Genomic DNA, 26365 nt, shown 5'->3' on the forward strand with positions numbered 1-26365 from the left:
TTATATCGATTGGATTATTGTTAGTCGACAGTTACCGTACTGATACGAAGTCCATCCCTGTCTCCCTTCCAAGGAACAGGAGTTTTTTCTCTTCCTTTGATGAGAAGTAGTTCTTTCGACCTACCTTCAACCACAAGTCCATCTAATGGGTAATAAAAGTCCCCTTGAATGTCATAGGAATCTTTCCACTTAGATCCACCTTTCCAAAGATAGGCGGTATTCTCTGTATTGACCAGTAATGACTCCGGGTTTTTCACAACTGAACGAATGGATTCTGTGCTACCAAGGGAATAAAGTTTTGCTTTTTCCGTTCCCTGATACATTTGATTTCCTAATTGGATCAAACAAGCATCTTCGACACAACCAAGGATCTGCGCCGATTCTTTCGCATCTTTTTTAAGAATAGGATTTGATACTTTCTTTTCCTTCTCTGCTGGCGAGCCGATGGTAAATACTTGAATTTGGAATTCCTTTTTCAAATCACGAAGGACTAAAAGTTTTCCTTCTTCCGTGTAAGAGAAACTCAAAAAATCATTCCCGTTCCACTCTTCTAATATTTCCAAATTTGGATTTGTTTTAACAATCTTTCGGTCCGCACCCTTTTCTTTTTCCAAAAGAAGGAAAAAACCATTTGCATCAGCAGTTCCTTGTTTGACCTTCCATCCGACTAACACCTGTTTTTTAAAAGTCATCTTTCCTGACTCAGGATAAATTTTGGTGGCTGTATCGTTGGAAATTCCAACAAGTTCCTTACCTGCAACTAACAATTGAAATGGAGTGGATGTATATTGTTTCCAAACCAGTTCTTTTGTGATTCTGTCATAACCAACAAGTGCTGTTCCATAGTTTACGATGATTCGGTTTGGATAGACAATTGGAGTGGAAACAGGAGTTCCTGAAAGGTTCAGATCTGTTACGTGTAATGGTTCGTCATCCAAAGCATCAGAAGGAAGTAATCTTGCGTATTTGGTTTCTCCGTATTCACGTAAGATTTTTTCTTTTACTTGGTTTCGTTTGGCTTTGACCTTATCAGATGGAGATTGTTTTTGTTTAGCGTCCAAAATTCTAAATTGGGCAAATAAAGCTTCTGCAGAAGGTTCTTCTTTGAGAACATGTTCAATGATTTTTTCTGCTTCTTCTAATTTGTTTTCTTTGTAATAGATATAGGCTAATTGGATCTCACCATCCATAAAATCTGGATCGGATTTGCGAATTGATTCTAAAATGGACTTTGCTTCTTTGGTTAAGTCTTCATTGAAATAAGCAATTGCCAAATTGTAAGAGGAAAGTCCAAACTCAGAGTCCTTCTCTCTTGCTTTTTCAAATTCTCTTTTTGCGTTTTCCAGTTGGTTTAATTTATAAAATGCCAAACCTTTAGCGACATTACTCGGTGCAAAACTAGGGTTTACCAAAATAGAACGATCAAAATCACCAATGGCCGCCTCGTAGTTTTTGCGTTTCATGGTGACTAGACCCAACATATAATAGGCGTAATACGAATCAGGTTTTTCTTTTAGGATATCATAAAAACCGTCTTCTGCTCTTTTTAGTTCCCCTTTTTTATAATAAAAAGAGTATATTCCTTCTTTAAAGGAAATTGCATTTTCTTTGTTCGTTCGAACTGCATTCTCCAAAATGGCAAGACCTTTTTCTTCTTCACCTTTTTCGATGTAACATTCTGCAATTTTTACAAGAAGAGAAGCTTTCGGAACTTTGTCATAAGCCTTTTGATAAGGAGTGACTGCTTCCAAATATTTTTTACGGTTGAAGAAGGAATTTCCTTCTTTTACGTAAGGCAAAATCTCCGCAAAACGAGAGTTCTCTGCCACTGTTTTTTCAGTTTCTAACAACTCAGGAATGTCTTTTGTAAATTTTTTTGATTTTTGAATGAAGTCATTCGCACGGGAGTAGTTTTCTTTTGCGTTTTCTTCCACTGCACGTTTGTAATACAAACTTCCCAATCGGTAATCGACAGCATCATTGTTTGGGAATTTTTTCTTTAGCCCCATATAGATGGACTCAGCTTCATCCCACTTACTTGCGTCTTCTGCGATCCGACCTAAAGTGATCGCACTAAACGGATCTGTTGCCGAGAGGATTTCGAGTTTTTTGATGTATTCTTTTTCTTTTTTGGATTCCCCAGTTTTTGCATACACACGAGCAAGTCCCTGTAAGGCACCTGGGTTTGTAGAATCCATTCGGTAAGCTTCTAAATAGGAGCTTTCCGATTTTTTATATTCTCCAAACGCAAAATAAGCCCGACCAAATGCATTTTGTGCAGCAGGATTTTCTGGATTCACACCCATTGCTTTTCCATACTCATCAAAGGCTTGTTTTCTTTTTCCTTGGCGTAAGAAGGCATCACCACTAGCAATGTACTTTTGTGATTCGGCTAAGACTTTTGCTTTGCGAATCTCTTCCTTCTTTGCTTTGGGATGAGACTCTGCTTTTTTTAATACATCCAGAGCTTCATCAAAACGTCCAGAATCAATCAGCACATACGCCAAATTGAGTTTAGGTTCAAAAAAATTAGGATCCCAAGACGCAGCATCTTGAAAACTAAGAGTGGCTTTTTTGGTTTCACCCCATTTCCACTCACATATCCCTTGTTTGTTGCGAATCTCAGCATTTTTAGGAATTTTTGCACCAGCTTGTTTGGATGTTTTCAAACAATCAGAATAGTTATGTGTTTGGATGTAAACATTACATAAACCTACATATCCACTGGGATTTGTATCAGACAATGAAATGGATTTTTTAAAACTATCTTCGCTTTCTTTGAGTTTTCCATTTAATAACTGCGCATTCCCTAAAAAAGACCATAAAGATCCATTTTGAGGTTGTAAATCCGTAGCTTTTTTAAATTCGGAAGTGGCCTCAGCATAATTCTTTTTGGCTAAAAAATCATTACCACGTTGGATGAGAGAGGCAATCTTTGTAGAAAGTTTCGCATCTTTGGCAGTTTTTAGTTCGGGATTGAGTTTTTCCGCCTTAGCAAAGTAAGCTTCTGCTTCCTCATATCTTTTTAGTTCTAAACAAACATCACCCAATTGGTTGAGAAGTTCAATAGGATACGGAAATTCTGGTTTTGTTTCCAAGGATTTGAGAACCACAAGGCTCTCTTGGTATCGACCTAAGTTTTTTAGAAGGATACCTGTTTTGTATGTATAAATGGTTTCTTCAGGTTTGAGTTGGCTTAGGGTTTGGTAGGTAGAAAGGGCTTCTTCATTTTCTCCCAAAGTGGATTGCACTGTTCCAAGACCAATGAGTAGTTTTTCATTTTTAGGATCTATGTTTTTGCCTTTTTCAAAAGCAAGTTTTGCATTCTCATAATCACCTAACTGATAGTAGGAGGAACCAAGCAGAGAATAACCATCAATGAGTTCGAATGTTTGGATGGAGGCCTTTGCCTTTTCTAAAGCAGAGTCCATATTTCCTTTTTGAAATTCATTACTTCCATCTGCCACAAGAGCTCTTGCTTCTTCAATTTTTTGGCGATCCGAAACATCGGATTTTTCCACCACGGGATCTTTGACAGTGACTGGTTTAAAATCTCGAGACTGACAACCAACAAACAAAACACAGGTGAAGATTAAAAAACTAAGTTGTCTCATTTTTGGAGCCTTTCCTCAAACTTAACCATATCAGGATATCGTATTTTTACACCGCGAAGGGGTGTGCCCGTAATAGGAGCGTTATGTGGGGTTAATACGCCTATATTCCAAAACGTTTCAAAATTCCAAGGAAGTTCTTCTACCATTTTATTCCCTAAGGACAACCGAATCAGTTTCTTTTCGATATCAGTGGATAGTTTTACAGATCTTCCTTTGAGTTCATCTTCTTTGTCCCAACGATACGAAGAACGAACAGGAGCATCTTTTTCTTCCGAAGAAAATTTGATAATATGAAAATCTGTTTTATCCACGTAAACTAAAATGGCATTTTGATTGTGGTCAGTAAAAGAAAGACCAACAGCACCGTTCAAATCTTTCACAAGATCTAACACAAGTTCGGCTTCTAAATAATCAGGAATAAGGTCTTCAGAATACACTCCATACCAACCGGCAGGGAGGTCTTTGTTTTTTGCAAAGGTAAGTTTGCCCGGAAAAGTTGCAGAAAAGTTCGGAGATGCCGAAGTGAGGTTCCAAAACTCTTCTGATTCCCAACCCACACCGTCCTCTAGGGAAATGGGTAACGCAATGGAAGTAATTTGTTTGGGTCTTATTTTAATTCCAGCTTTTGCATATTCAAAATGAGAGTCATTTTTTGTTCGGATGAATTGGATCGGATAACTGCCGTAAGGTACACCTGATTCAGCATATTGTGTTTTACCTTTTTTCTGACCATCGACTACAATATCTAGCCCTGGAGGAAAACTGGAGATCACAATGGTTCCTTGGGAAATATCATCACTCCACTCTTGGAACACACGAGTTGTTTTGCCTGCCCGAATTAAGATATTTCGTTTTACTGGATCTTTGCCAGGTTTTGCAAAGGAAAGAGAATGTTTTCCATTGATGAGTTGGTAAGAAAGTAAGGGAGCCTTACCCACTTCGACTCCATCCAAATAAATGGTGGTTCCCGGAGAAGTGGAGAATACAGAAACATTTCCTCGTAAGGAAGAAGTAAAATAAGAACGAAGGTCATCATCGGAAGGAGAGGAAACTTCAGCAAAGTAGGAAGGTACACTTCCTGTTAGAGGTTGGAGTTGTCTTTTGCCATGGAATACATCAAATGTTTTTAAGGACTTAACAACCGGTTCTTTTTCTTCTTGGTACACAAAAATCGCCTTTCCATAGTTTTGTGAAAGAACTGGATCTTTATATTGAACCTCAACGGAAAGTCTTTCCGCATTTTTTGTAAGAGTTAACTCTAATAACAAATCCAAATCAGAGGATTCGGAAAATTTAAGATCGGGATCTTTGGGAGCTTTTTTATATAACCCCAGTTTGTTGTGAGGGAAAAGAACTTTCTCTTCTAATAACAATAAATCGGATTTAGAAAACCCCTCTGGAACTTGTTTCCAGAGGAGTGAAAAATGTGGAGTGGATTTATTTACCAGTCGTTCTTTGTAATCTCTACCCGAAGGAAGGGGTTCCGATTCACCCGGAAGAGGTGTGACGAACTTAGGTTTTGTAAAACTTCGATTCAGTGTTTCGATCTTTGTGACCGAAGAACAATAACCGACTAAAAAACAAAGGACCGGTAAATAAACATATCTCATTTCGTCTTATCAAAACTCTCTTTGGGAGCTAATTTTAGGGAATCTTTTTGAACATCTTTTTTGATGTATTTTGAATCTTCGATGGACTTAGCCGTTTTGATTACTTCATCAGATTTTGATTTTGTAATTTCACGAGTTCTAGCTGCTTTTTCCAACTCTTCTGCAGAAGATCCAATGTTTAATTTTTGAAGTTCTTCGTTGTTAGTTCGGAGTTCGTTTGCAAGAGACTCAAACTGTAACATCTTAGTGTTTTCAAAAGCCAACATTTCTTTCATCTCAGATAAAGATTGTTTGTCCATTGGTTTGATCATTTTATCAGAAAGTTTAGTTTCATTTCCGACTTCAGCTACTTTCTGTTTGTCGACTACGATTTCATTTTCTGAATTGGATTTGCGAATGGCAACTGCTCCATCAAGAACCGTATATTTAACAACACAGTTTCCAGATCCACAAGCTACGTTCCCACCTTTGGCAGATGGATTTTCAACATTGGTAAGAAAGATGGTTCCACGAACACCCGCAATCGAAGTAGGAGTTACGATGCTGAAAGATTCTGTTTTTCTTTCTTTGCGTAAAACTGTTACAAGTTTTCCGTATTGCATATTCACTTCTGTTTCACGAGATCCGTCGTTTGCTGCAAACGCTTGGCTTACGCTAAGAGATGTGTTTTTGTTTAACTTAAGTACTCCGTCTTCGCCCACAAGAATTTCCACAGAACCGTTTTGACCAGTGACTATGGTATCTTTGGAAGTTAAAACGTCACCTAAGTTTGGTTTTACTTGCCCACTCTCGCGGATCACAACCACGTCACCTTTCACAAAGGCAACAACAACATTACTTTCTTGTTTTGTGTTCTCTGTAACATTTGTTACAGATTCCTTAGAATCTTTTTGGCAAGCAGTAAAAACTATGGCAAAAACCGCCACAAATCCTAATGCCGACAACCGATTGATCATTGCACGTTTCATATTCCTTCCTCCGGAAATCTTCTTCTAAGAATAGATAACAACTGAGTGCTTGGCAACTCTTTTCCCTAATACCTTTTTGTGACAGCTTTTGTCCAATGGTCCCGCCTTGTCACGCGATGCGGGTTTTCTAGGCTCTCGATCATGGATTCTAAGCTTTTTTTTCTCGTTTCATCCATGGCTTCATTTACGTGTTTTCGCATTGGACACTCAGAACCCAGTTCACAGCAATAAATTTCCTGACAAGTTTCTTTAATCTTTCGTAATTCGGGAAAACTTTCCCAAAGCTCAACAGGTGTCAGGTGTAAAATCCCCCATTCTTTGACCCCAGGGGAGTCGATGAGAACCGTCTTTTCCTCCAAAAATAGAGCGAAAGAATTGGTAGTGGTATGTTTTCCTTTTTTGGTAGAACCACTGACGAGGTTGGTTCTTTGCACTGTCTTTTTATGTAGGTGGTTCATAAGAGTCGATTTGCCCACTCCAGAATTTCCACAAAGGAAGGTGCGTTTTCCACGGATCCGTTCCCACAAAGGTTGGATGGATTCCTCCGAAAGAAGAGAGACACTGATTACTTCATAACCTAACTCTTTATAGTAAACTTCCCTCTCTTCAATTTCTTCGTCCGAAATTAAATCTTTTTTTGTAAAAATGATCAGTGGGGGAATTTCTGTTTGGTAAGAAGCAGCAAGCAATCGGTCAATGAACCCCGGTTTGGTTTCTGGGTCTTTACAAGAAGCAAGGATCGCCACTTGGTCCAAGTTGGCACATAACACATGACTGTCGCCACGGTCACTTTTTCTAGAAAGGTAGTTCTTTCGTTCCATTCGTTCCGAAATGACCCACTCTTCCCCAGAAGATTTTTCTGCCAAAACCAAGTCCCCCACAACAAAAGGATGCCTTTCGTTTGAGTTCTTTAATCGCAACTTACCCTTGAGAACGGCGAGGGCGTAGCTTGTTTCTTCTGAATAAATTTCATAATAAGCTCCGAAGATACGAGCGATTGTAAATTGTTCTTTACCCAAGTGGAATCTGCACCAAAATAATCTAGTTCTTACATTCTATACAGATGACATGCAAACACAAGTTTTCTTTCCTTTCGGAATCATAATCCTTTCTGCTTTTGGTTGGTTTGGATTTGCTTATGCCTTAAGCAGTATAGATTCCACAAAAATTTACTCTCTATTTGCGGCTCTTTTTGGACTTATCACCCTTATGGTTTTGTTCTTTTTACGAAAAAAACCATTGCCAAAAGGTATGGAGAAACCCAAAAAACGAGATGAACTTGTCCAAAACCTATTTGCCTTAGAAAAATTTAAAGAAGAACTCATTTCCTTCAACGACCCAGACCAAATCAGCGAAACCATCAGCCAGTTCCTTGCCTCAAAAATCCCTGCAGAGTTTGTCCAAGTTTATACTTGGGATGAAAGAGAAGGCCAATTCCGTCCCCGACCTTTTTTAGAATCACTCGTCCAAAAGTATTCTAATTTACCTTCTCTTCCTGTATTCAATCCTTTTTTACTTTGGCTTTCCGAACGCGAAGGAATCCATATAAAAGAAAATTTTATCCAGTTTGCCTCTCCCAATCATGAAAAAATAGCCAAACAAGCATTAAACTTTTTCACAGAAACCAATTCAGAGTTAGTTGCCACTCTTTCCATCAAATCAAGTCTTGTTGGTTTTATTTTACTGGGAAAACACAAAGAAGGAAAAATTTATGATATAGAAGAAATCGAAATCATTTTAGAAATTCTTTCTGTTTCCCTGATGTCTTTGTCCAATTCCATGATTTACCAACAGTTATTGAATTTAACTGAAACTTTGGAAGCAAAGGTAAGAGAAAGAACGAAAGAATTAGAAGAAACCCAAGCCCACTTAGTACAATCAGAAAAGATGGCTTCTCTTGGTGTGATGGTAGCAGGTATCGCCCACGAAATCAATACACCGGCTGCCGTGATCAATGGTTCAGCGGACAACTTGGATGCTAATTTAGTTTATGTATTATCGCATTTGGGTGACATCTCTCAACTGATTCAGAATCCTGATTTTCGTTCTATCTATTTGGATATTCTATTTAGTTTTGTGAAAGAGGATCCAGCTTCAAAGATCGATCCTAAAGACAAATTCAAACTCAAAAAAGAGACCAAGTTTCGATTTATCCAAGATGGAATCCCTGAAAATGATGCAACGGATCTGGCAACCTTTATCATTGACCATCATCTTTTGCATATGCAAGAAGAACTCATCCGTATCTGGAAGGCCGGCGGAAAAGAAACCTTTGAGATGTTAAAGAATACTTTGAGCCTGCAAAGAAATATCAAAAACATCAAATATGCCATTCGTAATATTGTTCGGATTGTCAAAGCACTCAAATATTACTCTCACCTGGGACAAGCATCTTATGCGGAGTCTGACCTTCACGAAGGATTAGAAAACACTCTTGTGATCATGCAAAACCAAATCAAACACGGAGTGGAAATTGAAAGGGCCTATGGAAGTATCCCTCCTGTTAGGTGTAATATCGATGAACTCAACCAAGTTTGGACAAACCTAATCACCAATGCCATCCACGCGATGAAAAAAATAGAACATCCCAAACTCATCATTTCTTCTAAAATGGTGGGGGAAGATTATGTATTGATAAGTTTCGAAGACAACGGTTCGGGAATTCCAGCCGAAATCAAAGACAAAATTTGGGATCCATTTTTTACAACCAAAGACCAAGGAGAAGGTACAGGGCTTGGACTTGGAATTGTCAAAGGAATTATCGAAAAACACAAAGGAAGGATTGAAGTGGAATCTTCTCCAGGAAAAACAAGGTTTATGGTTTATTTACCGTTAGTTGGTCCTGGAGATGTTCCGAGTATCCCGAAAGAAATCTTTCGGGAAATTCGTGGTTAAGAAAAAATTGGTTTTCCTGGTTGGTTAAGAAGTTTTTCCCAACTTTCTTTTGTTTGTTCAAATTTTTTGCGTAGGATTCCCACTTCCTTTTCGTTGGAAGATTGTTTGGCTTGTTTCCAAGTTTGGAATTCTTTGATAGCAGTTTCCCTAAGGCTGGTTAGCTGTTCTTCCCAATGGCGAAGTTTTGATTCTTCCAAATTCGTAAATTGGTTTAAAGTTTCTTTTTCTTTTAAATACATTGTTTTTTGAAGGATTTTTTCTTCAGAAACTTTTTTTAAGTTATAAGTAAGACCCAAAAAAGACAAACCTTTGATCATCCATTTAGATGGATCATAATCAAACCAACGAATCCCATTTCGATAATCCGATTGAAACTCATGGTGGAAATTATGAAAACCTTCACCAAACGTAAAAAAGGCGATGATCCAATTGTCTCTTGCTGTTTGTTCTTTAGAAAAAGTTCGTTCTCCCCAAACATGACATGCACTGTTGATAAAAAAAGTAAACTGATGAACAACAAAAAGACGAAGGAAACCAGCGACAAAAAATCCTTCTAAAAAGGATCCCCAAAACATTGTGATAAGACCAGGAAGGATAAAACACATAAAGATAGAAATGGAATAAAAATGTTTATGTTGCCAAAGAACCAGCGGATCATTTACCAAATCCTGAACACCTTGTTGGACATATTTACGTTTGCGAAATAACCAACCAATGTGTGCAAACCAAAATCCTTTTTTGATTGAATAAGGATCTTTGTCAGTATCTACAAAACGATGGTGGATACGATGGTCTTCGCTCCATTCCAAAGCTGTGGACTGAAATGCCGCCGCTCCAAAAAGAAGTAACCAAAGTTTAACGGGTGTTTTTGCATCATAAGCTTTGTGTGAAAAAAGTCTATGGTAACCTACTGTGATTCCCATTCCTGTTGCAAAAAAATAAAATACAAACAGAGCCCAAGTTCCAATATGAACGGAATCATAAAGATACAAGTAAAGAGTTCCGAAAATCCCTACTAGTGGATAGGTTAGTAAAAAGATCGTAGTCACCCAATCAATGGGGACTTTGGTTTTGATTTCAGCTTGTGTCATCATAGAATATTCCTGTTTCATGGAGTGGGAGTCCCAAACAAGGATTCTGGTTGCAAAAAAAATGAGTACAGAACGTTACAAACCGGGATTTTTAGAACAATGGGGACGCCGGGTTCTCATTTCGATCCATTCCCATGCGAGAAAACCCGAAAATTCCGACAAAAGTTTTGCCTCCCAATCCAAAAACCTTTTGCTTTGGGGAGTTTTTCTATCCTTTTGGATTGGGTTTTTGCCATCGATTGCCTTCGTTTTCCTCTCCACTTACCTTTCTCCACTTGTGTTTTGGCCATTGGAAACTCACTCGATCATCGCTCTAATAGAGTTTGTTTTTCTTTTGGCCCTAGTCACTCTCGTTGAGTTTTTTCTCCTCTTTCGATTGGGATTTTATCTTTCCTATCGAATGGCACAATATGCAGACATTGAACTGGCCGAAGAGCCGGAACTCATCACACCCATTCCTGGAATGATGGCTAGGTTGGTTTTAGAAATTCCTGATCCAAGAATTCGATTGTATGGAATTGATCCTTACAAACATCTAAATGAACGGGCGTTATTCTTTCGGACTGTTTTATACAAAAGCAAAGTTTTTCTATCCAATATATTCGCCAAACTTCTATTAAAGGTATTTTTGGGAAGAACAGGACTTCGATTTTTAATTGAATACGTTTCCGGTCCAATTACTGGTATCTGGGACAGTGTCACAACTTATTTGATTTTAGCTGAATTACGCAAACGAATCATTACGCGAAAACTTTCGGATGCGATGTTACTCAAAATCAAATCGAAACAAAGATCCGAAATATTCATTGAAACCACACTACGTGCTGTGGCAATTTCCATTGTATTCACAAAAACCTTTCACCCTAATTTTGAATACTTACTCTTTGGATTGATACGACTTTTACCAAACCAAGACAAATTGACCAACTTAGATGACTGGACCGAGTTTGTACATTTATTCCCAAAACTGACAAAGGAAGAAAGGAATTGGCCAATAACAATCTTTGCCCTTTGTTCCACATTTGATGGATTCTTAAATCGAGAAGAATTGAATGCGTTTCAAGACATCACTGATCTTTCTCCTTCGTGGCTTTTGGATCGGGTCCGTCATCTAAGTGAAACCATCCGAAAAGGAGAACTTTCAGAATCTTTGCTTTGGATGGAAAAAATCCTTCCCGAAGAATCCGCTCAATGAAAGACTAGAATTAGTCTAAATATAAAGGAGATCAGCATGGCACAAGTAACACTCAAAGGAAATCCCGTTCCTCTAGAAGGAAACCTTCCCAAACCGGGGGACAAAGCTCCCGACTTCCGAGTCGCCAAACAAGATTTAGGTGATTTGACTTTAAAAGATCTAGCAGGAAAGGTAAAAATCCTTGTGGCGGTTCCCAGTTTAGATACAGCCGTCTGTGCCCTCGAAACCAAAAAGTTTAACGAAAGAGCAGCCAAAGAAGATGGAATCACGACTCTTATCATCTCCGGTGACTTACCGTTTGCAATGAAACGATTTTGTTCCACCGAAGGAATTGATTCTAAAAACTTAATTACTGGTTCGCAGTTCAAAGATTTTTCTTTTTCCAAAAATTATGGAACTCATATCGCTGGTGGCCCACTTGCTGGCCTATCCGCACGAGCCGTATTCGTTGTGGATAAAGACGATATCATTCGTTATACGGAACTTGTGCCGGAAATTGGTAGTGAACCAAATTACGATACTGTTCTTGCCGAAGCTAAGAAACTCGTTTAGTCAATTCATGGATTTGGCAAGGGAGGTTATTTTCCTTTGCCAAAACATTGATCTTTGAAACCAAATCTTCATCAAAACTAAAAAATACAACTTTCCAATCTTCTTCCGCATTGGTTATACATTGCAACGTGTAGGCAAGTGCCATGTCTCTCCGGCTAATATCCATATGTCGAAAAGGTTCATCTAACAGAAGATAAGGCAAATTGAACTGTTTCCCAATGCGAAACGCATATTCCAAACGAAGAACATAAGAAATTTGTTCTTTGGTCCCTGTAGATAAATTTGTAAATCCTTGGCTAGAATTAGCAGAATCTGTGGTGATTTGAATTTCATCAGAGAATCCATTCCACTGGATTTGTTTTGTAGGAAGAGATCCCTTTAGTGCATCCATTCTTGTTTGTAATGATTTTACAAGTGAGGACATTTTATCTGTACTTTCCAATTGCATCTCAGAAAAAATTTCTGTTAATACTTCCAAAGCTTGGAAGTTTTTTTCTAATTCATTTTTCTTTTTTTCTTTTGTTTCTAAATCACGTTTGTTTTGTTCCCATTCTTTTTGAGCAGGTAAGATTCTGGATTCCAAAACAGCCTTACCCGTATCCAATTTTTTTTCTAACTCAACAAGGTTCCTTTCGATATCACGAATTTTAATAGAAATTGTTTGGATTTCGTTTTCTAATTTTTGTTTGGCGGCTCTATCTTCAGAGGAAAAACTTTTTGAAATTCCTTTTTTTTCCAGATCCATTCGTTTTTCTTTTAAGTGGAGTTTTAAATCTTCTAAATCGTGAATTCCCCATTTTTTGGACTCAAGTTTTAAGGATTCTTCTAATGTTCTTAACTTTTCTTGTTTCAATCGAATTTGAACAAATAACTCAGTCAGTTCAGAAAGAGAATTTACTCCAGATTCTCGCAAAATAACCGTTAGCTCTTTTTCTTTTTCTAAAAGAAGGTCCTTTCCTTTTTTTTCTTCAATGCGAAACAAATTGATTTCTTCTTCTAAACTAGTGATTGCCGTTTGAAAGTTGTCTACTTCCAGTTTGTGTTTTGTGTATTCGCGGTCAAATCGTTGGAACACTAAGGTGATTGATTCCATAGTCAGTGAATCGGGTTTCCATTCACCTACAGTTTTTGTTTCCATTTCCGTCGAGATCCGGCGAACCATTTGGTTCCATTTGGGTTCATCACGTTCAAGTTTGATTTCTTTTGCACGAAAAACAAAAAACAAAGCGGCACCTAAAAAGAAAATTGGGAGAGAATACATCCAGACCCCAAAATCGGTGAATAAGGAAAGGATCAAAGAAAATATCCCAAAAACACCAAATCCTCCCGCCAAACTTCTGTACAATGGATTCCAAATGATTTTTTGTACCACCGGTGATTCTTCTTGAAATTTGCGAATGGTTTGTTTCCAAGTTTCAAAAAAATCAAAATAGGATTCTAATTTTTTTGATTTTTGTTCTGATAATGATTTTTGACTCAGAAAAGATTCTAATTTTTTTTCCAATTGCAAAAATCGCTCTTTGGAAAGAGATAATTTTTGTTCGATCGATTGGATTTCTCCATCAATTTCTTTTGATTTTTGATCACCATTTGATTTTAGAATTCTTTCCTCTGACTTCGATTGGGTTTGCAGTGTTTCCCATTGTAACAGTTGGCCATACACTCGGTCCACTTCCGCAAATTGTTCAGTTTCTTTATACTCTTCTAAACGTTTTTGTTGTTTTGTTTGTTCTTCTAAAGCAGAAGACAATTCTTCTTTTCGTTTTTGACGTTCGATTTCCCAAGTTGGCAATTCAACAAATTGAGAGGAGATTCTATTTAAATTCAACTCAGACTCATCAAACTTTTGTTTGGTTGTTGTAAGTTCCAATAAAGTTTGGTTCCATTCTTTGGCGGATTTTCTTGTTCCTGTTTTTGTTGAAAGTTGTTCCACTTGTTCTATGAGTTTGGCAGGATTGTATCCACTATCGAATATAGTTTGTTCAATGGTACTGATCAGTTCTTTTTCTGATCCCACATCCATATTTCCTTCTCTAATGACTAGCGAGTTTAAATATAAATTTTGGGAAAGAGAAAGTTTGGGAATTCCTAAATCAGAATTTCTTTCTGGTTTGTATCTCGCATTGAGAAGAGCACCATACTTTGTACTTCCTACCACTTTCACGAGTGCCGATACAAAAGCATCCAGGATGGTTGTTTTTCCTGATTCGTTTGGCCCTGTAAACACAGTCACCTTTTCAATAGGAAATTCATTTTTGGAAAAGATACCGAAGTTTTCTATTTTTAATTTCATCGATTTTTCTTTCCTTCTAAAATCAAACGAATGCCTGTGACACGAGTGTGTCTCCAAAGACTAGGATCCATTTGTCCTTTTCTTTCATTCATCTTATCCAAAAACTGTTTTACAAATTCATTTTCCGAAAGGTGTTCGAAAACTGTGATTTGTGATTCATCAGGATCAAACTCCAAAATTCGAAATTTGGACTTCCATTCGCGAAGAACTGTCTCTTGAAATTTTTGTTTTTCCGACATCGAATCAACATATCCAACAAATCGAAACACTATCCAATCGTTCGGATTTGTTCCCGCTAAATATGTGTCGATACTCTCTTCTGGTTTTCCTTCCGTATCCAAAGAAACAATAATTTCCCTATATTCGCCTGCAGATTTCCAATAAACCGATTCCGTACGAATTGTACTTTCTTCTACATGGATAAAAATCCCACCTCTTTGTCCGAATTCTCCTTTTCTCCAAACACGAGAAGAGCCAGCATAACCAACATTACACTTCCCAACAGTTCCCATTCTCGCCCTATGAAGATGCCCAATGGCAAGATAATCCAAATCTAAACTTTGAATTAAATTGGGATCTAAATAAGAACCTCCCTCTTCTTCTTCCTCACTAAGACCGGTAAAACTCATCCCGGAAACAGTTCCATGAGCAAGTCCGATCCGAAGTTTTGTTTGTTTTGGGGGAGGAGGTGAAAGTAACAATTCAGAATAATTTTCTTGGTGGGGGATGGATAAAAATTCGATCCCACCATCTTCCAATAAATAATAAGGAGTTTTATCTAAAACTTTTACTTTAGAAGACCAATCAAAATTCGCATAATTATTGTTATTTCTTTTTTCTAAAATTTCATGATTCCCTGGAAGAAAATAAATAATTCCTGAATAAGAGGATACTTCTTTTAGAAAATCCGAACGTAAACCTTCTAAATCGGGAAAGGTATTAAAAAGATCCCCACAAAAAAGAATACGATCACACTTCGTAGACTCTGCCGTTTGTAAAATTTCGCGTAATACGGTAAGGGAATAGGCCTTTTCCTCGGGGGAATTTTGGGAAAGATGGAGGTCGGATACTTGTAATAACTTCATAGAGTGGGTTTAGGGGAGAGTGTATCTCCCCCCTGGGACAAAATAAAGAAATTACGAAAAAAAAGCAAGGGAGCTGTTAGATCACTCGGTCTTTTTTAAACTCCGCAATTTTATCCTTGGAAAACCCCAATCCACCCAAAATCTCATCAGTATGTTCCCCATGTTCTGGTGGGTCGTTTCTATAAACAAAAGGTGTCTCTGAAAAATGAAACGGAGACCCAAATTGTAAAATTGGACCGTATTTCGGATGGTTTCTTTCGATGACCATACCACGTTCTTTCATATGTGGATCTTCCGAAACTTCTTTCATATTGAGAATGGGGGATAGGCAAGCATCTGTATTATCAAAGATTGGTTGTAAATCGGAATAGGTTTTGGATTTAAAATAATCAGTTAACTTTTGTTTAATGAGAGGAATATTTTCTTCATTCATAGGATGGTCTTTAGTTAAGTTATCCATTCCTGCGGCTCGTAAAAAAGTTTGGAAAAACATATCTTCTAAGGCACCAAGTGCTACATATCTTCCTTCTTTGGTTTCATACACATTATAGTTTGGTAATTTACCAGACAAAATATCATTTCCTGCTTCTGGAGATTTTTCCGAAGAAGATAAAATTCCACCGTATAACGAAAGAAATTGGAGAGAAGCATCTGTCATTGAAATATCAATTCGTTGGCCTTTGCCTGTTTTTTCTCTGAAGTAAAGAGCAGCAAGGATCGCAGAAAGTGCCGTGAGTGTTCCACCTCCCACATCTGCCAATTGGAAACCAGCAGGCCTTGGAGGATTTCCTGTTTGGTCAAGGACTCCTGAGATCGCTAAGTAATTCAAATCATGGCCTGCAAAGTCTACGTATTTACCCGAGATGCCGTAGCCAGAAATTCCACAGTAAATCAATCGTGGAAATTTTTCTTTTAAGACATCATAACCAATTCCCATCTTATCCATTCCATCGGGACGAAATCCTTCGAGTAAAATATCTGCATCTTCTAAAAGTTTAAAAAGAATTTCTTTGGCTTGGTCTCGTTTGAGATTTAGTGTGATCGCTTTTTTATTTCGATTGAGCATCATATATAAAGCAGGATAACCAGTTTTTCCTTTGAACATCGCACGAGATCCATCATAGGCTCTTGGATTTTCAATTTTGATGACTTCTGCACCCATGTCTGCTAAATGTTGCGAACATAAAGGGCCTGGAAGGAGTAAAGAAAGGTCCACAACTTTGACACCAGCAAGTGGTCCCTTAGAGGATTGATTTTGGTTTTGGCTCATTTGGTTTTATTGCAATTCCTGGAAATTTTTTTCTAATTTAAGCTATTTTTCTCGTAATATAGAGAGGGAGAACCCTAAATGGGTGCGATACGAGGACAAAAGGGAATCATGTTCAGAATCTGTATTTCCATTATCATCCTCACCTTCTCCACCCTCACCATTTCTTGCCAATCCATCACACCGCTAAATTTGCAGATGTTATTCGGTTCATTTTTTGCTTCTACAACCGGGCAAGGTTCTGTCATTTACGAAGCTCCGAATTTTTTATTCACGAGTGAAAATGGAAGACAAGCAGAATTCACAATTCGTTTGAACATAGAACCAAACAGTTCAGTAAGAATTGGCCCGATTACAGTCTCAGATCCCACTGAAGGTGTACTTTTATCTGCAACTTTTCTGGATTTTACTGAAGACAATTGGGACATACCACAAAGCATTCGTTTGGCGGGAGTGGATGATTTGATTGCTGATGGAAATCAAAACTACAGGGTTCAACTGGGAACCACATTAACATCCGATATCCGATTTTCTGCCCAAGGACTTCCTGTTTTACTCGTTGTGAATACGGATGATGAATCTTCTGGAGTGGCTGCAAGTCCCACTTTAGGACTCATCACTTCGGAAACAGGGGAAACCGGTACCATTGCATATGTATTACAAACAAGACCAATGCAGGATGTTACTATCAGAAATTTTGTTTCCAATGATACAACAGAAGCAACTGTCGCTGCAGTAGAGTTAGTATTCACACCTAACAATTGGAATGTGCCACAAACTGTGACTGTCACCGGTGTGGATGATTTTAGTGTAGACGATAGTACATTTCAAATCTCAGCCGATCCCACTGTTTCGAATGATCCAGCTTATATGGGAAAACCAATTCCTATCATTACAGGAACCAATGTCGATGATGATGTGGCTGGATTTACTGTTGTGAATTTGTCAGGACTCACAACAACAGAAGCTGGTGGCGCAGTGAGTTTTGCTGTTGTGATGAATACATTACCCACAAACTCAGTGACAATTCCTTCTATTGTTGCCACTCCCAGTTCGGAAGGAACAGCCTCCCCTTCTTCTCTTACCTTTGCACCTGGTGAATGGTTCACTCCTAAAATTGTGACTGTCACTGGGGTAAATGAATTTATCGTGGATGGTCCAAAAACTGTCTCAATCGTGGTTGGTGCAGCCACCTCCGCCGATACAGATTACAATGGTTTGGCGGGGCCTGTTTTTCCTTCTGTTACCAATACCGATGATGATGTTCCAGGATTTGTTCTTACGTCCCCAGGTAGTTTGACCATTTCTGAAAATGGAGGAAACCTTTCCTTTGCCATTCATCTTTTGTCCCAACCTCCTCCTGGTTTTACCGTAACACTGACAGGAATCTCTGAAAACAATGTGATCACCAATAGCAGTACTTCCAACTTAGTTTTCACAAATGCCAATTGGAATGTAGACCAATACGTCAACATCACCACAAATAACAATTCGATTGATGAAGACACAAGGACTGTCACCTTGCAGTTTGGATCTGTTGATACAGGTGGGTCTGCCGATCCAGTATATAATTCAGTATCACCACCATCATCTGTTACAATCTTAGTTACAGATGATGACACAGCTGGATTTACAGTCACACCTGTTGGTGGACTTGTGGTGCATGAAAATGGAACTCCTTCGACAGAAACATTTACAGTCGTTTTAAATTCACAACCAACAAACTCAGTCAGCATTCCAAGTATTACATCCAGCAATACATCGGAAATTACAGTATCTCCGGTTTCTTTGAGTTTTACCGCTGGAAATTGGAACACACCACAAACAGTTACCATCTCATCCGTGTTAGATGGAGTGGACGATGGTGATCAAAATGTGAATATCTCTTTTGGGAATTCTACCTCTGCCGATCCAAAATACAATTCGATCGTTATCCCTGCTGTCACTGCCATCAATACGGATAGCAATGAACCTTTGGTTCGCATCCAAAATTTATCAGCATCTTCCATGGTTGAAAATGGAACCTCCACCATTACATTTGAAATCAGGCTTTCCTTAAAACCAAACTCCAATGTAACGATTGGGCCCATCACTGCTTCTGATGGAACAGAAGCAGTTCTTCTCAATAGTTCTTCTGGGGTTGCCGCATCAAGAACCCTTACCTTTACTCCGACAAACGGACAAGTCGCCAATTATTCTGGGGACACGAGTGATAGTGGATGGGATGTGGTACAAGTGGTCACCATTCGTTCCGTGGCCGATTCTTTTGATGATGGAAACATTCCTGTCACCATTCATATCCCACAAGCAAGTGGTTCTTACTTCACCGGACTTTATCCAACAGGAGCTCTTCCTGGTTATACAGAAGCTAGCGGTAATTTGGTGATCACCATCACTGATAATGATACAACTGGTTTTACTATCTCTTCTACTACACTGGGCCTTACAGAAGGGGGAAGTGATGGAATCTTTACGGTTCGTTTGAATTCAGCACCTTGTGACACTCCAGGAAATTTAGCATCTTGTGCCACAGGTTCCGTTACAATCCCAATCTCTGGTGAAACTTTTAATTTACCCGATACAGTGCAGTATACTTTTTCTCCAACCAGTTTGACTTTCACTCATACAAACTTTTCAACAACCCAAACAGTGACTGTGGTTGTTGTCAATGATTCCATCAATGAAACAAACACAAGAACTCACACACTGACTCTCGGTGCCATCTCCGGATCGGGCACTGACTATGAAGGAATGAATCCTTCTGATATCACCATTAACATTACAGACGATGACAATCCTTCCCCAAGTATTTTATTCACTTTGGATTCAGGACAACCATATTTCACAACAGAGTCTGGCCAATCGGCGATGTATAGCCTGCGACTTGGGAGTCGCCCCATTCCGGGAAACCAAGTCACTGTCACTCTCGCCACATCCGATGCAACAGAAGGAATGATCAATGATGGAGGAACACCCGTTAGCTCCAAACAATATATCTTTGATGAAACCAATTGGAGCACTTCAGTTCCCGTGGAAATCCAAGGTGTGTCCGATGCCTTAAGTGATGGCAACGTAAGTTATTCGGTGACAGTTAATGGAACAGAAACTGGTTCAATGCCTTCTTGGTATGTTAGTTTTGTGGGAAGCACAGGAGACACAGCAACACTTGTCAACTATAGCACATCGGAAAACCCAGTGACAGTTGTCACTCCCACAAATATGACAAGGGCGGAAAACTCTGGGGCCTTTCCAATCTATGTACTTCTCAGCCAAGCACCGACTGATGATGTAACAGTTCCCATTTCGGTAACAACAACTTTTCCTTGCCAATTGATTGTGGCACCGAGTGTCCCACAATTTTCTATTTCCACAAGTTCTCTCACCATCACCAATGCCAATTGGAATACCATTGGACCACATAACACTGTCACTGTGACTCCCAACGATGATGCTGTCGATGATGGGAATGTATCCTGTCCAATTGTTGTTGGTGTCCTTTCTTCTACCGATGGTTTTTATAACGGAGTGAATCCGTATCCATCATCAAATTATCCTATGCTCACTTTAAATGATAATGATAGTGCAGGAATCACAACTTCTGGATTTACGCCTGCCACAGTCATTACTTCACAATCTGGTGCTTCCTCCGAATTTTATATTCATTTGGACTCACAACCAACAACAAACGTCACAGTGAACTTTAACACAACACCTGGTGGACTTGTAAGTTTTCCGACAGCCCCTCTTACCTTCACACCAAGTAATTTTGGTTCGGGCCAACTGGTCACTGTGACAGGACTTGATACAGCTGCGATTGGTGATGCGAGTTATACCATTGCTTCCGTGGTCAGCTCAGGAGAAACAGGCACCGGCTTTACTCCTTCTACGATTTATACAGCCCTCACCCCTCTTTCCATCTCTGCCACACATATCAATTTTATTTATGACATTGTTCCTTGTACTGATCCAAATCCTATGAATGTTTGCGGAACATCAGCCAATAGTTCCGGAGGACTAGTCACATCACCTAACTTAATCACTACAGAAATTGGAGGCCAATCCAGGTTCCAAGTTCGTTTGCGGGCAAGACCCATCTCAAACGTGACCATTCCCGTCTCCAGTTCCAATGTGGCCGAAGGAACCAGTTCTGTTTCTAGTTTGGTTTTTACGTCGAGTGATTGGAATACCTACCAAAATGTAGTCCTCACGGGAGTGGATGATTTACTGACCGATGGAAATATTGTTTATTCTGTTTTATTTGGATCCCTCAGCGGAGGAGGGAGTGGATTCAACGGAGAAACTTTACCGAATGTATCTGTTACAAATCAAGATAACGATTGATTCGAAGCAAACTAATTACTGCACATACCCTTGTTTCTTTAGGATCTCCAAAGCATCAGTTCCTAATTCTTGTTTCGAAGAATATGATTTTTTTTGTCCACCTTCTTTCCAAAAATAAACTTTTGCTTTGGGAATGATGACTGGTCTTTTAGGTCCTGTTTCATATAACAAATCACAGTTGGACTTGCAAGATGCCAAACTCACACCAAAGTATCCCGTAAAAATTTCCGATTTTGGAATTTGTTTTTTAGAAAACCAAACGCTAAATTCAGGAAAACTTACATCTGGATAGACTTCAAAACTAATTTCAAAAGGATCTGTTCGTTTGGTTTGGATTTGAACCAACTTTCCTTTTTCTTCCAAAACCACATCATCGGGGTAGGATGCCATACGTATGGTTCCGCTAGGAATCCGAATTTGAACTTCTGTATCCTTTGATTCTGGTTGTATAGATAGATGATATAACGGCAGTTTGGGTTCCATAGCTCGAATTTGTTTCCAAAACCGAAGGATTTTCTTTTCCAAATCTGGCTGCAATTTCATACCTTTGATCGCAGCAATATTCGTTATTCTTAACGGATTTTCTTGGTTGGGATCTTTTTTCGAATCCAAATACAAATAAAATTCACTCCCCACAGAACCTAACCAAAATTTTCCAAGTTCATGAAAGCGGTAGGACCTTTGCAAAAGAAACTCATTCCCTTCCCCATACCCTTGTGTAAACCTGGTTTCACCATAATATGTCCGTTTGGTGGTCTCTTGATTTTCAATCAAAGACCGAAGTGATTTACCTTGTACAGATTTTGGAACAACCAATCCTGTATAATCCAAAACCGTTGGATATAAATCAATCGACCTCGTCATTGCAGAAATCGATTGTCCCTTCGTCTCACCAGGAAGTTTGAGTAGGAGTGGCACATGGATATTTTCTAAAAACAAATCCTGGCCATGCCCATAATATGTATTGGTTCCTGTAAAAGGAGAAATAGCGTGAGCAGCATTCATCACCTCACCGTGGTCAGCCGTGATGAGGACAAGAGTATTTTCCCAAAGATTTTTATTTTTTAATTCCAGAAAAACTTTCCCAAGTTCTTCATCCACAAAGGCAACTTCTCCAAGATAATCCCTTTTCTTTTCATCCAAAACTTCCTTTGTTTGGATACGATCTGTAAATCCAGGCGGTGGAGTGTATGGTTTGTGCGGATCGTTATAATTTAAAAAAAGGAAAAAAGGTTTTTTATCGTTCGAAATTTCTTCCAATACTTCGAAAGTTTTTTTAGTAATTTTTTTTGTGTCTTCGTTATAATTGGAAAAGTCATATAACGAATCAAAGCCGACATCTACCCCAAGACCAAATTTATCTGTTAAAAATGGATTGTTCCCCACCATATAAGTACCAAAAGAATTTTCTTTGAGTAGTTTGGGCATTGGGTGTTTTTCGGTCCGATAGAAAGCCTCAGCTTCTGATTTGGGTGCAGGATAGTCCCAAAAATTAACAGGATTGGCAGAAGCATATTTACCTGTAAAAAACACCAGAGTGGAAGGCCTAGTCCAAGCGGCATTCACCAAATGATATTTAAAAGTAACGGCATTACCAGCAAACAAATCTAAGTTAGGTGTCACCCCATAACGACCAATGATATCACCGCGAAGCGAGTCAATCACAATCCAAAGAACATTGGGACGTTTTGTTTTGATAGGCAGAATGGATTCAGGTTCAGCCGCTGAACCTGTTTTTTTACAAAAGAAAAAAGGAAGAAAACAAAATAGAAGAAGTAATGTTTTTAGTTTTAGGGAAACAGATTCTAGTTTCAAGTTTTACGATTTAACATCAAACATTTGCAAGGCGGTAAGCCAAACACCAATCAATATAAATGCAATCCCTAACCACTGCGTTAAATTTAATCTTTCCTTAAAGAAAAGCGACGATGCGATCAGAACAATGATAAATCCACTAGATGTAAATACTGGATATGCAAGTGAAAGTTTCAAACCTTTCCCCAACACATATCGATACCCCAGTAAGGCTAAACCAAAACTAGCGAGCCCACCTATAAAGTAAGGATTAAACACTGTAAAGATTGTTTCCCAAAGACCACCTGACAATGTTTTTGTTTGGTCTTGTAAGGATGAGGATTTGATTAAAATATTAGCCAATGCATTAAAGAATACGGCTATACAGAAGAAGAGGATGACCTGGAATTGCATGGGATAGAGACAAAATCCGATCTAAATCGGGAAGGGTCAAATAGAAAAATGAAACAAAAATCCTTTCGGTTCAGAAACTGGGAATGCGCCTACTTAGATTCGGAAACTCCGGGTCCCGTTCTCGTTTTCTGTCATGCCAATGGTTATAGTGCTGGTTGTTACCGATATTACTTTAATTTATTATCAAAACACTATCGAGTCATTGCTCCTGATTTTTTGGGACATGGACGTTCTGAGTTTAGTTTAAAATTTAATAACTGGAATGTGTTTCGAGATCAAATCCTCGCACTTCTTGATTTTGAATCCATCAACAAAACAACTATCATCGGTCATTCACTAGGTGGTGCCTCATCACTTTTAGCCGCTGCCAAAGAACCTTCCCGTTTTGAAAAAGTACTCGCCATGGACCCTGTCATCTTAGGTTGGAAACTCATCCTCCTTTCTAAATTTTTAGAAAACCCTTTAGCAAAGGGTGCCAAAAAAAGAAGAACTCATTTCAAATCGATTGAGCTTGTTAGGCGGTCTTTTCGAAAATTCCCCGCCTTTGCCAACTTCGAACCTTCCATCTTCGAAGATTATCTAAACTCTTGTTTTATAAACACTGGCCACGACTCAGAAGTCAAACTATGTTGTGATCCAAAAGTGGAAGCAAGAATCTTTGGACATGCCCACTTCCATGTCTTCAAAAACTTTTATGGAATCAAAACGGAAAACCATATCGCCATTCCCGAAAAATTCGAAGTCTGTAGTCCAAAGTATGCCAACCTCCTCGCAAAAAAACATCCTAAGTCCGATGTCACCATCTTCCCTGGCTTCACACATTTTTTCCCCTTCGAAAGACCAAAAGAAACTTGGGATTGGATGCGGCAATGTTTGGAGATTAAAGAAGATTGAGATAGGCTTGCAGAAGTTAGGAGATGTGGCGCCTCAAATTAGTTAGGTGGATTAGCATCCGAATTGCACCGTCCGCGCTTTCCGCTGCAATCGCTGGCACTGGGGATTGAAATATTTCAATAAAACTATTGAACACTAAACTATAACTAAATTATCCAACATTCCGATGATAAAGTTGATAATTTCATTCCATTCTCTATCTGAAAAATTTGGCGTAAAAATCATATTGATTGTTATGCGGTAGGTTTTTTTATATTTTTTATGGTAGTAAAAAGCGACTACTTTTTCTCCGATGATCTCGCTCGGACCATAATAGATTTCCATTTTTTCTGTTTGGTAACGAATGAATTTTTTCCAGTCGTTTACAGACTGAGGTTCCAATCTGAAATCTTTTAATTTTGATTCAACGAAAATTTTCTTCATCAAGGAACCATTTGGAACAGAATCATTCCACAAAAAAAAAGCAGAAGTCACCGTTTCCAATATCCGACGGGATCCTCCAAGACCAACAGAATTTGTAATTTCTTTCGATGAAACAAAACAGCTTCTCTTTGCTAGAGGGACGTTTTATTTTTCCGATGGAGGAGATGGATTTTTATTTGTTTGGAAAATTGTGGAGGGAGATACCAAACTCATTCATACAACGGGAAATTACGCACAAGTGTATTTAAAAGAAAATCGATTGATAGAAGTTTGGCCAAACAACTCCATTACCATTTATGATTTTAAAACAGATAATGGAAGGGATATACTCGCTAAATATTTGTCTGGTCAATATTCTTCTTACCGAACTATGGAGCAATTATCCTTTTTCTCAACTTATAATGAGATGAGAGCCTTGGGTTTTTCAAACGACTCAATACCAAAAACCATCTTTGACCTAAAGAATTCTCGATTCACTTTAGAAGTATATTCAAAAACAAAGTTGCTCTTGAAGACAGTGAGCTATACCTTTGAGGATGGAACCATCAAACCGATGGAATGAAGGTGAATGCATCGAAACTGTTTCACTCCACTTACGTCTTTAAAATCCGTTTCTTTAAGGAGAATCGTAGCCGAAGACTTCTACAAGCACTTTGCGACCGTTTTTTTTGAAATACAATTGCTCTAGTTTTTGCATATCACTAGCCGAACGGCCTTTGATTTTTTTAAATACGAAAACATCTATATTCTTAAGATCCAAGAGACAGTTGAATTCTTTTTTCGATAAATCAATATTGGTAAGATGGAAGCTATCGAGTTTTACTCCGCTTTGCATCAATTTACAAAAAGCTTCTTCTGAGAATTTATGAGCAGGACCATGAAAACCTAAACTCATAATCGATTCGAAGTTAGAAATACATCCCATATCATGATCACTAAAATTTGTATTATCTAAATACAAATACTCCTGGGTTTTCCGTTTTTTACTAAGTGAGCAAATGATTCCATCCTTCCAAGGAATATTCTCTAAACTAAACAGACTCAAAGAACTTAGGTCGCAGTTTTCTAAATGATCAAAAAAATCGATAGATAGATTTGCATTATCAATTCGTAGATTTCTCAGATTAGGTAATTTACATATATTAATTAAATCATTACTCATTAGCAATGTTTTAGGATGTGCAGTTACATATGATTTGATCCCTTTATGGGAATTCACTTCTACATCATAATTCCTTTTGCTTAATTCTCTTACTATTTTTTCGTAATTCTGATTACCACTTTCATTCTCTTTCACTGAGCCATTACAACTAAAATTCAAAAAAAGTAATAAAAAACTAACAAGGTAAATATACATTTTCATAATTATTTTTTAACCGATGTGATAGGAAATGCAATGCTTTCCGGTATTTCCTTTTTATAGTTATCATACTTAAACAATTCAGATTCTGTAATATTATACGGATCGACAATCGAAGTATTCGTTTTGCTATGACCCGTATCCTTCACAATCCAATCACTTCCAGGGCCATCTCGGTGAATGGAAATGGTATGCCCGCTACTAATGCGAATCATGACTGAATTGGAAGTGGTAGTCTGCATTGCTTCTGCGATTTTCGCATATGCCTGGTCTCTTGTGATATTGGGATTTGTATCTTTAAACGTATCCCTATGCCATTCTTTTCCACTTTGACTTGCATAAGAATTCATAATTGTGTCGTTACCTTTAACATACATCACATCACCTGGTTTGATTTCAATACTATCCTTATGTTTTTTGACAAAATCAACAAAATTATCAGGAACGGCTGATCCGAATTCTTTTCGGCAAGTAGCCCATAGGGAAGCAGCTTGGCACCATTTTTTCATGGCTTTTGACTTGTATGGTCTTGCATCATCCAATCTTCAATTGGATTTTGACACTTCTAC

At 38.4% G+C, this 26365-nt stretch carries 19 protein-coding genes; 6 read left to right on the plus strand and 13 right to left on the minus strand.

The genetic code is table 11. From position 1 onward, the window contains the following. Positions 1–20 precede the first annotated feature (20 nt). The 4 genes from EHQ47_RS13900 to rsgA form a co-directional block, all read right to left on the minus strand. Positions 21–3614 carry a tetratricopeptide repeat protein gene (locus EHQ47_RS13900; RefSeq protein WP_135777393.1) on the minus strand — a complete coding sequence of 1198 codons (3594 nt, stop codon included), beginning with the start codon at positions 3612–3614 and terminating at the stop codon, positions 21–23. Next, positions 3611–5224, minus strand: a complete 1614-nt coding sequence (locus tag EHQ47_RS13905; RefSeq protein ID WP_135777394.1) for an LIC10124 family lipoprotein — start codon at positions 5222–5224, stop codon at positions 3611–3613. The genes EHQ47_RS13900 and EHQ47_RS13905 overlap by 4 nt, the downstream gene beginning before the upstream one ends. Then, positions 5221–6192, minus strand: a complete 972-nt coding sequence (locus EHQ47_RS13910; protein ID WP_135749771.1) for a FecR family protein — start codon at positions 6190–6192, stop codon at positions 5221–5223. The genes EHQ47_RS13905 and EHQ47_RS13910 overlap by 4 nt, the downstream gene beginning before the upstream one ends. Positions 6193–6257: 65 nt before the next feature. Then, complete coding sequence (rsgA, locus tag EHQ47_RS13915; RefSeq protein WP_135777395.1) at positions 6258–7211, minus strand: ribosome small subunit-dependent GTPase A; 954 nt, start codon at positions 7209–7211, stop codon at positions 6258–6260. A 49-nt stretch (positions 7212–7260) separates the two neighbouring features. Between rsgA and EHQ47_RS13920 the strand changes: the two genes are divergently transcribed. Next, positions 7261–9087, plus strand: a complete 1827-nt coding sequence (locus EHQ47_RS13920; RefSeq protein ID WP_135777396.1) for a sensor histidine kinase — start codon at positions 7261–7263, stop codon at positions 9085–9087. Here EHQ47_RS13920 and EHQ47_RS13925 read toward each other — a convergent pair. Beyond that, a complete protein-coding gene (locus tag EHQ47_RS13925; protein ID WP_135749811.1) occupies positions 9084–10181 on the minus strand; it encodes an acyl-CoA desaturase in 1098 nt (365 codons plus the stop codon). The two genes, EHQ47_RS13920 and EHQ47_RS13925, sit on opposite strands and share 4 nt — an antisense overlap. A 58-nt stretch (positions 10182–10239) precedes the next feature. Here EHQ47_RS13925 and EHQ47_RS13930 point away from each other — a divergent pair, with 58 nt between their 5' ends. Continuing rightward, a complete protein-coding gene (locus tag EHQ47_RS13930; RefSeq protein WP_135749768.1) occupies positions 10240–11373 on the plus strand; it encodes an LBF_2804 family protein in 1134 nt (377 codons plus the stop codon). A 36-nt stretch (positions 11374–11409) separates the two neighbouring features. Continuing rightward, positions 11410–11925: a thiol peroxidase gene (gene tpx, locus EHQ47_RS13935; protein ID WP_135694601.1), complete on the plus strand. Its 516-nt coding sequence runs from the start codon at positions 11410–11412 to the stop codon at positions 11923–11925. Here the strand turns inward: tpx and EHQ47_RS13940 are convergent. The 3 genes from EHQ47_RS13940 to EHQ47_RS13950 form a co-directional block, all read right to left on the minus strand. Beyond that, positions 11909–14218 (minus strand): ATP-binding protein, encoded by a 2310-nt coding sequence (locus EHQ47_RS13940; protein ID WP_135777397.1) that lies wholly within the window; start codon positions 14216–14218, stop codon positions 11909–11911. The genes tpx and EHQ47_RS13940 overlap by 17 nt on opposite strands. Then, positions 14215–15303, minus strand: a complete 1089-nt coding sequence (locus EHQ47_RS13945; protein ID WP_135749766.1) for a metallophosphoesterase family protein — start codon at positions 15301–15303, stop codon at positions 14215–14217. Before EHQ47_RS13945 ends, EHQ47_RS13940 begins: the two co-directional genes overlap by 4 nt. Positions 15304–15379: 76 nt before the next feature. After that, the gene (locus tag EHQ47_RS13950) at positions 15380–16573 is read right to left on the minus strand and encodes a CaiB/BaiF CoA transferase family protein (RefSeq protein ID WP_135749765.1); all 1194 of its coding nucleotides are present in this window, start codon (positions 16571–16573) and stop codon (positions 15380–15382) included. A gap of 78 nt (positions 16574–16651) precedes the next feature. On the opposite strand from EHQ47_RS13950, the gene EHQ47_RS13955 reads away from it, so the two are divergent. Then, a complete protein-coding gene (locus EHQ47_RS13955) occupies positions 16652–20911 on the plus strand; it encodes a beta strand repeat-containing protein (protein WP_135777398.1) in 4260 nt (1419 codons plus the stop codon). A gap of 15 nt (positions 20912–20926) precedes the next feature. Here EHQ47_RS13955 and EHQ47_RS13960 read toward each other — a convergent pair whose 3' ends face one another. Beyond that, positions 20927–22726 carry a sulfatase gene (locus EHQ47_RS13960; protein ID WP_135777399.1) on the minus strand — a complete coding sequence of 600 codons (1800 nt, stop codon included), beginning with the start codon at positions 22724–22726 and terminating at the stop codon, positions 20927–20929. 3 nt (positions 22727–22729) lie between these two features. Further along, positions 22730–23119 (minus strand): DMT family transporter, encoded by a 390-nt coding sequence (locus EHQ47_RS13965; protein ID WP_004785703.1) that lies wholly within the window; start codon positions 23117–23119, stop codon positions 22730–22732. Between EHQ47_RS13965 and EHQ47_RS13970 the strand changes: the two genes are divergently transcribed. Continuing rightward, positions 23114–24013, plus strand: coding sequence for an alpha/beta fold hydrolase (locus EHQ47_RS13970; RefSeq protein ID WP_135777400.1), 900 nt, complete (start codon positions 23114–23116; stop codon positions 24011–24013). The genes EHQ47_RS13965 and EHQ47_RS13970 overlap by 6 nt on opposite strands. A gap of 135 nt (positions 24014–24148) precedes the next feature. On the opposite strand, the gene EHQ47_RS13975 is transcribed toward EHQ47_RS13970, so the two are convergent. After that, complete coding sequence (locus tag EHQ47_RS13975; RefSeq protein ID WP_135777401.1) at positions 24149–24436, minus strand: hypothetical protein; 288 nt, start codon at positions 24434–24436, stop codon at positions 24149–24151. Between the two features lie 190 nt (positions 24437–24626). On the opposite strand from EHQ47_RS13975, the gene EHQ47_RS13980 reads away from it, so the two are divergent. Then, positions 24627–24998, plus strand: coding sequence for a hypothetical protein (locus EHQ47_RS13980; RefSeq protein WP_135777402.1), 372 nt, complete (start codon positions 24627–24629; stop codon positions 24996–24998). Between the two features lie 54 nt (positions 24999–25052). On the opposite strand, the gene EHQ47_RS13985 is transcribed toward EHQ47_RS13980, so the two are convergent. Further along, positions 25053–25799: a hypothetical protein gene (locus EHQ47_RS13985; RefSeq protein WP_167483297.1), complete on the minus strand. Its 747-nt coding sequence runs from the start codon at positions 25797–25799 to the stop codon at positions 25053–25055. A gap of 2 nt (positions 25800–25801) precedes the next feature. After that, positions 25802–26338 carry a hypothetical protein gene (locus tag EHQ47_RS13990; RefSeq protein WP_167483298.1) on the minus strand — a complete coding sequence of 179 codons (537 nt, stop codon included), beginning with the start codon at positions 26336–26338 and terminating at the stop codon, positions 25802–25804. Between the last annotated feature and the right edge of the window lie 27 nt (positions 26339–26365).

Origin of the sequence: Leptospira bourretii (genome assembly GCF_004770145.1) — a bacterium.
Lineage (GTDB): Bacteria > Spirochaetota > Leptospiria > Leptospirales > Leptospiraceae > Leptospira_A > Leptospira_A bourretii.